This window comes from Photobacterium sp. OFAV2-7 (genome assembly GCF_022347985.1).
Classification (GTDB): domain Bacteria; phylum Pseudomonadota; class Gammaproteobacteria; order Enterobacterales; family Vibrionaceae; genus Photobacterium.
Genome location: NZ_JAKRFQ010000121.1, coordinates 1 through 8,387, shown reverse-complemented (window position 1 = coordinate 8,387; position 8,387 = coordinate 1). Strand labels below are relative to the sequence as shown.

The 8,387-nt window shown below is 50.2% G+C and carries 8 protein-coding genes and 1 pseudogene; 2 read left to right on the top strand and 7 right to left on the bottom strand.

What is annotated here, in order from left to right:
• Positions 1-196: pseudogene (locus MHN01_RS09255) on the top strand (DNA mismatch repair protein MutH); the annotation flags it as partial.
• Here the strand turns inward: MHN01_RS09255 and MHN01_RS09250 are convergent.
• Positions 188-490, bottom strand: coding sequence for a DUF6482 family protein (locus tag MHN01_RS09250; protein ID WP_075762552.1), 303 nt, complete (start codon positions 488-490; stop codon positions 188-190). The pseudogene MHN01_RS09255 and the gene MHN01_RS09250 overlap by 9 nt on opposite strands.
• Positions 491-684: 194 nt before the next feature.
• Between MHN01_RS09250 and MHN01_RS09245 the strand changes: the two genes are divergently transcribed.
• Entirely contained in the window at positions 685-1,719 is a 1,035-nt protein-coding gene (locus tag MHN01_RS09245) for an NADP(H)-dependent aldo-keto reductase (protein WP_239411088.1), read from the top strand.
• 113 nt (positions 1,720-1,832) lie between these two features.
• Here MHN01_RS09245 and MHN01_RS09240 read toward each other — a convergent pair whose 3' ends face one another.
• The 6 genes from MHN01_RS09240 to MHN01_RS09215 all read right to left on the bottom strand — a co-directional run.
• A complete protein-coding gene (locus MHN01_RS09240) occupies positions 1,833-2,078 on the bottom strand; it encodes a hypothetical protein (protein WP_239411087.1) in 246 nt (81 codons plus the stop codon).
• Positions 2,079-2,544: 466 nt separating this feature from the next.
• Entirely contained in the window at positions 2,545-3,882 is a 1,338-nt protein-coding gene (locus MHN01_RS09235; RefSeq protein WP_239411086.1) for a sigma-54 dependent transcriptional regulator, read from the bottom strand.
• A gap of 229 nt (positions 3,883-4,111) precedes the next feature.
• Entirely contained in the window at positions 4,112-5,386 is a 1,275-nt protein-coding gene (locus tag MHN01_RS09230; protein ID WP_239411085.1) for a dicarboxylate/amino acid:cation symporter, read from the bottom strand.
• Between the two features lie 398 nt (positions 5,387-5,784).
• On the bottom strand, positions 5,785-6,207 hold the full coding sequence (locus tag MHN01_RS09225; RefSeq protein WP_239411084.1) for a hypothetical protein: 423 nt from the start codon (positions 6,205-6,207) through the stop codon (positions 5,785-5,787).
• Positions 6,208-6,364: 157 nt separating this feature from the next.
• Positions 6,365-7,873: a lysine--tRNA ligase gene (lysS, locus tag MHN01_RS09220; protein WP_239411083.1), complete on the bottom strand. Its 1,509-nt coding sequence runs from the start codon at positions 7,871-7,873 to the stop codon at positions 6,365-6,367.
• Positions 7,874-7,904: 31 nt separating this feature from the next.
• A partial coding sequence (locus tag MHN01_RS09215; protein ID WP_304622847.1) for a peptide chain release factor-like protein occupies positions 7,905-8,387 on the bottom strand: 483 nt, incomplete at its 5' end.

Genomic DNA, 8,387 nt, shown 5'->3' with positions numbered 1-8,387 from the left:
CGTGCTCGGCCATGTCGAGAAAATCACCGCACGCCATGGCGAGATCCTGCAGCTTCGACCAAAAGCAGCTAACAGCAAGTCGCTAACCGAGGCCTATGGTGCCGACGGACAACCGATCAAAACCCTGCCCCGCGGGTTTTATCTCAAGACCCACTTTACCGCAGAGCTGCTGGAACGTTATTTCATCTTACAGTGAAATCGTCATATCTTCCCGGCAGTCAGAGACCTTGCCATCCGGAGAAAACTCATCATAGGGATCCGTCACCCGCAATATCACCGAAGTGATCCCCAGCGGACGGAGGAGATCCTTGACCTGCTCGATGGACTGAAAGCGGACCATCTCGTCGTTGTCGTCCTTCAGCGGCTCAAGCTGATGCTTAAACTCCACTTCCATCAGATAGTCCGAGCAACCGGCATAGCTGGTCACAATGCATTTAGGGACTTTTCCATCATCAACTTTAAGCCAGTGCTTCAACTGCGATAGTTTCATTATAGCTCCTCGGATCCTTACCCAGATGACCAAACATTATTGTTATACCAGTCTATAACTATGTGTCACGATTACCATATCGGCAAGGTGTAACCAACAGCTTCCCCTCACGCACTGAACTTGCACACCTGACCTTCTCACCCACGGACAGACAGGTTATATTCAATAGATAGCAAACAGTCCAAGGAGGGCTTATGGAATATCACCGACTCCCCCACTCATCGCTCGAGGTCAGCAAAATCTGCCTCGGCACCATGACGTTTGGCGAGCAGAACAACGAATCGGAAGCACACTGCCAGTTAGATTTCGCCTTTGAACGCGGGGTAAATTTCATTGACACTGCCGAGATGTACCCGGTACCGCCAACAGCCGAGACGCAGGGACTGACCGAAACCTATATCGGCAACTGGCTTGCCAAATCCGGCAAGCGAGACAAGGTGGTGCTGGCTACCAAAGTGGCCGGTCCAAGGGGACTTCCTTATATCCGTGACAATATGGCACTGGACCGCCGTAATATTCACGATGCTGTCGAAACCAGCCTCAACCGACTGCAAACCGATTATATCGACCTCTATCAGCTTCACTGGCCGCAGCGGGAAACCAACTGCTTTGGCAGCCTTAACTACCAATATGCGGATGATCATTCCGGCGTGACGCTGACTGACAGCCTGGAAGCCCTGGCCGAGCTGGTACGAAGCGGCAAGATCCGCTATATCGGGCTATCCAACGAAACGCCGTGGGGCGTCATGTCATTTCTTCGTCTTGCCGAGAAGCATAACCTTCCTCGGGTCATTACTATCCAGAACCCTTATAACCTGCTCAACCGCAGCTTCGAGGTCGGGTTGTCGGAAATCAGCCATCACGAAGGCGTCGAATTGCTTGCCTACTCCCCCTTGGCATTCGGTACGCTAAGCGGCAAGTATCTCGATGGCGCCCGGCCGGACGGTGCCCGTTGCACCCTGTTCGAGCGATTCTCACGCTACTTTAATCCACAGGGCCTGGCCGCCACCCAGGCCTATATCGATATCGCCAACAGGCACGGTCTGGATCCGGCCAAGATGGCGCTCGCCTTCGTCAACCAGCGTCCTTTCGTCGCATCGACGATCATAGGTGCCACCAACCTCGAGCAGCTTGAGGCCAATATCGACAGTGTCAACCTCACGCTCGGCAACGAGGTACTGGCCGATCTGGAAGCTGTCGGGGTAACCTACTCTAATCCATGCCCATAGGCTCCTCCGCTTAACCCTTTCAAAATGAAAAGCCCCCGTCAGACGGGGGCTTGGTAATATGTGCTTTAGCCATTACGCCTTGCTCGCTACGTTTTTAGAGCAAGGCGTTACGATTATGTCACGAGTCTAGACTTATATTCTCGCCTTAGGTGACGGATCATACGACCGGCCTTATCGGACAAGAGGTAGTTTTCCACGCGGTAGTCTTTACCCACACCGATATCTTGTAGCAAATGATCTGACAGGTGAGGGATATCCAGACGGATCCGGCGGTGCGCACGACGCCAGGCGGCATCTTCACGATGAACGTCAAGACGAATTAACAAGACTGCGATACGTAAATAGACTGATTGGCGCATAATAGTGCTCTCCATTAATTAGATTATCGGAGGGACACGGAAACTGCCGTAGAAAGCTAACAACTTGACTCGCCGCGACAGATATCCGCGGCCCATTTACACAGCGGATTGCTGTTAGTGGTTGGTGTGCTTCAAGAGATCACCAGCAGGACGCAGACATTTCAAGATACTGATAGTCATCATGTTTTCCTCCTGGTAATAAATGAGAATGGGATAAAGTTGGGTTAATTTTAACCAGCCGAACGAATAAAACAAGCATATATTAGCACTCAATTGCATAAAAATACTTTATGCTGGGAGTGTGCGCTCAAATATTCATATCCGCCAAAAATAACCTCTATCTGACCGATAAATCAGCATAAATCAATCAGCGCTTTTTCCTGAAAAAAATAAGCTTGCCTTTGTTCTCAATCGATTAGCGCTAGCAAAAAACTATAAAAGCGCCCAGAGGCGCTTTTGGCAATCATCAGCTTTGCCGGAAATGCCGGGGAGGCGGTACAAGATCATGCTTATTCAGCAACCGGTACATCGTCGCCCGCGATACGCCCAGCTCTCGGGCGGCAGCAGAAATCTGGCCTTTGTTATTTTCCAGTACCGATAACAGCGCACAGCGCTCAGACTCCTCGCGAATCGTCTTCAGGCTCTGCTTGTCATCGCTCAGCCGCGGGAGATCCAGGTGATCGGCTTCGATAACCTTGCTCTCCGCCAGCAGAATCGCCCGCTTCAGCTGGCTGATCAGTTCACGGACATTGCCCGGCCACGGGTAGCTCAATATCAGTTTCTGCGCGTCGTCCGACAGGGACTTAGCCATACTGTTATATTGGCGGGCAAACTTCAGCAGCAGGTATTCCGCCAGCAGCACGATGTCCTCTCCCCTATCACGGAGGGCCGGCACAGCCAGGCCGAGGACGTTCAGGCGATAATAAAGATCCTCGCGTATTTTACCTTCGGCCAGTAGCTCTTCGAGCGAGTGGCGAGTTGATACAATCAGACGAAGATCCGATGTTACCTGCCGCCCGCACACTGTTGTAAAACAGCCGTCCTGCAACAAGCGCAATAGCTCCTGCTGGCGCTCATCTTCCAACATGGAGATTTCATCAAGAAATAATACCCCTTTCTCGGCGGACCCGAAGCAACACCGGCCTGAGCTGCTCAGACTGCCCTCGTCAATCAGCCAGGCCTCATTGACCGACTCGCAGCTAACGGTGACGAAGGCCCCCTTGGCCCGAGTCGAGGCTTGGTGGATCGCCTGGGCCACCAGCTCTTTGCCCGTTCCTATTTCACCCTGCACAAATACCGGCATATCAGCGGCAGCCATACGTTTCACCTGATGGCGGAGCTTTTTCATGACAGCGGTATTGCCCTGCAGCCCATGCTGACCGAACTGTCCCAGCTCCGGCCATACCTTGCGTTCCAGCCTCAACATCCCCAACTGGTGACCAATGGTTTTGAGTAACTGGGACTCCGGTACCGGGGAGGTAAAATAATCGATACAGAAGTTGACGATAAACTGACAGGTCGCCTCAGTATCAAGCTGCTCCTCACGGACCAGTGCCAGCCACCGTGCCTGCTTATTACGGTTAACCACCCCGGCAATACCATTGAGGCTAAAGTTATCCAGCGTCAGATCAACTACCCCGATACAGGGGCCCACCTCCAATAGCAGCGACTCGGCAGTTCGAAGATCACTGCAGCGATAGCAACGCCACCCCGCCTGTTCCAGTGTCGTAATCCAGGGTATATTGTCTCCCCCTAGAACGATTAATGTTCCCAGGGCTGAAGCTCGCTTCAATTCTGTCTTCATTCCGTTACCGCCTTTCCATCTGCCAGTACTCAAACATCAAATCCAGTTGCGAACGGCTTTGGCCTATCGTTGTAAAAAACTCTGCTTATTTGATGATAAGTCGCTCTCGCAAAATAATGCAACTCGTTTACTATTATAATCAATATCTTGGTAATGGTTTCACATTATTTATCGTCCCAAAACGCAAAAAGCGCCCGAAGGCGCTTTTAAATCATCATCTTACTGTGAGTTAACTCACTGTTGCCGTTTCAGGCTGGGCATCGTTTGCCTCAACACCAATCTCGTTTTCACTCTTAGCAACAATGGTGTTGACTGCAGTATCACCGACTACGTTCGAGCTGGTACAGAACATATCATTGATACGGTCAACTGCAGCAACAATCGCCAGACCTTCTGGTGGCAAGCCTAGTTGGTGAAGCAGTACGCCAACCATTACCACACCGCCGCCCGGTACACCACCAGCACCGATAGACAGTAGCAAAATAGTCAGTCCCAGAGTAAACAGGTCAGCGCTGTTGATTGGCTGGCCGAACGCATTGGCGACAAAGATAGTGGCCAGTGCAATGTAGATGGATACACCAGACATGTTCATGGTTGCACCCAGCGGCACACCGAAGCCTGCAACAGACTTAGAGACACCAATCTTGTCTGTCAGAGTACGCATTGTCACCGGAATCGTCGCATTAGAGCTAGCCGTTGATAGCGAGAACAGGATCTGCTCGCGAGTATGACGCAAGAACTGAGCCGGCTTGATACCCGTTGTCAGGCCAACCATCATTGGGTAGAAGAAGAAAATCCAGAATACCAGCATCGCAACAACCAGCGCGACATAACCCGCAACCGACATCAGCGTATTGGCATCCAGCGTTGCACCTAGCTGAATCATCAGGGCAAATACACCATATGGTGCTAGACCCATTACCAGGCCAACCAGCTTCATCATGATTTCGTTTGCCATCTTGAATGTCTTGATGGCTGGGCCACCACGGCTATCAAGCGCCTGAATTGCAAGACCTGTCAAAATCGCCATGAAGATAATCTGTAGCATATCTCCACTTGCAAAAGCTTGTACTGGGTTGCTTGGTACGATGTTAACAATCAGTGAGAAAATATCTGGGGTTTCAGTCGTTGTCAGAGTGACAGTTTCTGATACCGTCCCGGCGAGGTTCGCGTCAGCGCCTGGCTGGAAAATCATCCCAACCGTCAGCGCTGCGGTGATCGCAATGATGGTATTAATAATGTAGAGACCAAAGGTTTTACCACCCAAGCGACCAAACGCCGTAATGTCTTTCAGATCAACGATGCCGCAGACGATCGAGACATACACCAATGGCACAACCAGTAATTTAATCAGTGATACGAACATACCGCCGGCACCTTCAGCCAGGCCAAGTACATAGGTATCCATCAGTGTCACGCCGTTAAACAGGTACTGAATCGCGGTACCTATAATCAGGCCAGCAAATAGGCCTGCGAATATTTTTCCTGATAGCGATTTCTTCATCGTCCATCTCCAGTAGGTTGTGCTTGTTAAAGTTTCGCTTACTTCCTGTTCCCACTGTTCCTCGTGGGTTGGGCGACATTTTACACAGTTAAATCCGACTGAAAAGAACAAATTTTACAAATAAACTACAATTAAAACACAAAATTAAACACTATTAGATCAGACAAATCACAGCACAACAAACTAATTCATTTAGATATCTGTAACTTATAGGCACGAGGAATAGAATAAAATTCGCAGAATATCATTCTGTTAAGAAGGTTGAAAAATACTGTTAATGTGAATCCAATCACACACAATAATCCACTATAGGAATAAAAAGTGAACATTTTCCACTATTGGAAATTATCGGAGAGAGGGAGTTAGCCCCAGCCCGTTTGGCTGAGGCTAGCAAGCTTCTAGCTTCCTTGAGACTGCGCGATCTGGCGACAGGTACCTTTTGTTACTGTATCGGTAGTAAAGCCGCCATTACCGGCATACCAGTAGCGGACGCCCAGGCCATTGTCGATTGCCTTGCCGAAGGTATCGCAAACATACGGAAAAATGTCTTTCTCAGCTTCCGCCTTATGCGTATTCCAATACCAACGCGGATTAGGCAAGCGGAAGATAACAGTCAGCAAAGACGTCTCTTCGTCAAACTGGAACGTCTGAACGCCACCGCGGAACGGGGTAGAAGGCAGGTCATTGAGTTCTTTCAGTTTTTCCTTGTACACATCCGGCAAGTTACCACTGTAATCCGATGGCGGCGGAACCAGTTTTGTCGACATACAGCCAGACAGCAAGACGGCAGAAATAGCCAATGACGCTATACGGAATTTCATGAGGATCCCTTTTAGTTATTGATTATGTGATTCATTTGAATGCAATGATACACAAACACAATGCAACAAGGGACACTTGACAGTATAAATTGCTGATACACTAGATAAAAAAAGCCACCTTTACGGTGGCTTTCGATAATCAAGCTCAGCTTAGCGCTTACTGGCCGTTCTGCGGACGCATTGCCGGGAACAGGATCACGTCACGGATAGTGTGCGTGTTGGTAAACAGCATCGCCAGACGGTCGATACCAATACCCTGACCTGCTGTCGGCGGCAAACCGTGCTCCAGTGAAGTAATGTAATCAGCATCGTAGAACATAGCCTCGTCATCACCTGCATCTTTCGCTTCAACCTGTGCCTTGAAGCGCGCATCCTGGTCTTCTGCATCGTTAAGCTCAGAGAAACCATTCGCCACTTCACGGCCGCCAATGAAGAACTCAAAGCGGTCAGTGAAGAACGGGTTGTCATCGCTACGGCGTGCCAATGGCGAGATATCTGCCGGGTAACCCGTGATGAAAGTCGGCTGGATCAGTTTAGGCTCTGCCGTCTCACCGAAGATTTCCTCTAGCAGCTGGCCACAAGTCCAGAAGTCTTCCACTTCTACGTAAACAGACTTGGCAATAGAGACCATCAGATCGCGGTTCTGCAGATCTTCTTCTGTCAGCGCCTGGATTTGCTCGTGGTTCGGGTTGTAATGCTTGATCGCCTCGAACATGCTCATACGTGCGTATGTTCCGCCAAACTCAACCATTTCGTCGCCGTAAGGCATAGACGTCGAGCCCAGTACCTCTGTCGCAACAGCAGAAAGCATCTCTTCGGTCAGATCCATCAGATCTTTATAGTCCGCGTACGCCATATAGAATTCCATCATAGTGAATTCCGGGTTGTGACGCGGAGACAGACCTTCGTTACGGAAGTTACGGTTGATTTCGAACACGCGCTCGAAGCCACCCACAACCAGACGCTTCAGGTACAGCTCAGGGGCAACACGCAGGTACATATCGATATCCAGCGCATTGTGGTGAGTGATAAACGGACGTGCTGTTGCACCACCCGGGATCACGTGCATCATCGGTGTTTCCACTTCCATGAACTGCTTAGCGACCATGAAGTTGCGGATAGCCGTTACCAGCTTAGAGCGGATAATAAAGGCAGTACGAGAGTCCTCGTTCACAATCAGGTCAACGTAGCGCTGACGGTAACGCATTTCCTGATCGGTCAGGCCGTGGAATTTCTCAGGTAGAGGACGTAGCGCCTTAGTCAGCAGCTCGTACTCGTTCATGTTCACGTAAAGATCGCCCTTACCCGACTTATGAAGCTCACCTCTCACACCGATGATGTCACCGATGTCCAGGCCCGAGTATTTCTCTTTCAGCTCTTTCTGAACCGTTTTATCTGCATAAGCCTGAATGCGGCCAGACACATCCTGAATCGCCAGGAATGGACCACGTTTAGCCATTACACGGCCAGCAATTGCAACCACGTTGCCAGCTTCCGCCAGTTCTTCTTTAGATAACTCGCCGAATTTAGCCTGCAGGTCTGCCGCTAGGCTATCGCGACGGAAATCGTTCGGGTGGCCGTTTGCCTTACAGTTCTCGCGGATCATATCCAGTTTCGCGCGACGTTCGGCTATCAGCTTATTCTCATCTTGTACTTGATCTGTCATGGTGAACCCTTAAATAGTTAACCGAACTCGGTTACAGACCTGATTTCAGGCTAGCTTCAATAAAACGGTCTAAATCGCCGTCTAGTACCGCCTGGGTATTTCGATTTTCTACCCCGGTACGTAAATCTTTAATTCGGGAGTCATCCAGAACGTAGGAACGGATCTGGCTGCCCCAGCCGATGTCAGACTTAGAGTCTTCATTGGCTTGCTTCTCAGCATTCTGTTTTTGCATCTCAAGCTCAAACAACTTCGCTTTCAGCTGTTTCATCGCCTGATCTTTGTTCTTGTGCTGAGAACGATCGTTCTGGCACTGCACCACGGTATTGGTCGGAACGTGGGTAATACGAACCGCCGATTCGGTGGTGTTAACGTGCTGACCACCCGCACCTGACGCACGATACACATCGATACGCAGATCGGAAGGATTGATTTCGATGTCGATATTGTCATCCACTTCCGGGTAGATAAACGCAGAGGCAAATGAAGTATGACGACGGCCGCCCGAGTCAAATGG